The sequence below is a fragment of the Streptomyces otsuchiensis genome (genome assembly GCF_004305975.1).
Lineage (GTDB): Bacteria > Actinomycetota > Actinomycetes > Streptomycetales > Streptomycetaceae > Streptomyces > Streptomyces otsuchiensis.
The window spans coordinates 1-1,028 of record NZ_BHZI01000546.1 but is presented as its reverse complement, the minus strand read 5'-3'; the positions used below and the strand labels follow the sequence as shown (position 1 = coordinate 1,028).

Below are 1,028 nucleotides of genomic sequence, written 5' to 3'. Positions count from 1 at the left end.
CAGGGTCTTTGAGAAGTCTCGAGGTGGGCGGTTCGCCTGCTGAGCACTACATGTGACGGGTTGTCGGCTTTTGCAGGCAGCGGCCCCCTGGACGCAGAACAGGCATGGCCGCTGGTGATCATGTGGGTGTCGAGTCCGTATGAGCACCGAGCGAGTCCATGCCTGCGCGCCCATCTTCCCGTATACCGTCATGCCTGCAACAACTGGGTGACTCCTCCGGCCCAGCCACGCGGGAAACAGTCGCTGACCTGCGGAAGTATCTGGTCGAAGTGCCTGACCCACGAGCCCGTCGTGGCATCCGCCACCCTTGGACGGCCTTGCTTGCCGCAGCGGCTGCCGCCGTTGTGTCCGGCGCCGCCTCGATCACAGCGATCGGCGAGTGGGTCACCGACGCACCGCAGCGCGTCCTGGCCCTGCTCGGGTTCCGCCGCGACCCGCTGACCGGCCTGATCCGTCCGCCCCATGCCACGACGATCCGCCTCGTCCTAGCCGCCGCGGACGGCGACGCCCTGGACCGCGCTATCGGACGCTTCCTCCAGGAACGCCAGGCCCCGGCCACCGGTCGCAGGCTCATCGCCGTCGACGGCAAGACACTCCGCGGCTCCCGCACCCGACACAAGCGTGCCACCGCCCTGATCGCCGCAATGACCCACGGCGGACAGGTCCTGGCCCAAAGGCAGGTCGACGGCAAGAGCAACGAGATCCCGGCCTTCGCCCCGCTCCTGGACGGCATTGATCTGACCGACGCGGTGATCACCGCCGACGCCCTGCACACCCAGCACGAGCACGCCACCCACCTGCACGAACGCGGAGCTCACTACCTGGCTGTCGTCAAGCGGAACCATCCCGGACTCCATGAGCGAGTCCGTCGCCTTCCCTGGCGCGGCATCCGCCTGGACCACATCGAGCGCACCCGGGCCCACCACCGCGACGAGATCCGCCGGCTGAAGACCGCCGCGTTCGCCCACCTCGACTACCCGCACGCACGCCAGGCCCTCCAAGTCGTGCGCTGGAGGCGGGACCTGGGC

Annotated in this window: 1 protein-coding gene; it reads left to right on the top strand. The window is 68.9% G+C overall.

Annotation, left to right across the window (positions count from 1 at the left end; genetic code table 11):
- Positions 1–158: 158 nt before the first annotated feature.
- On the top strand, positions 159–1,028 hold an 870-nt coding region (locus E0D90_RS25765), incomplete at its 3' end, for an ISAs1 family transposase (RefSeq protein WP_227870521.1).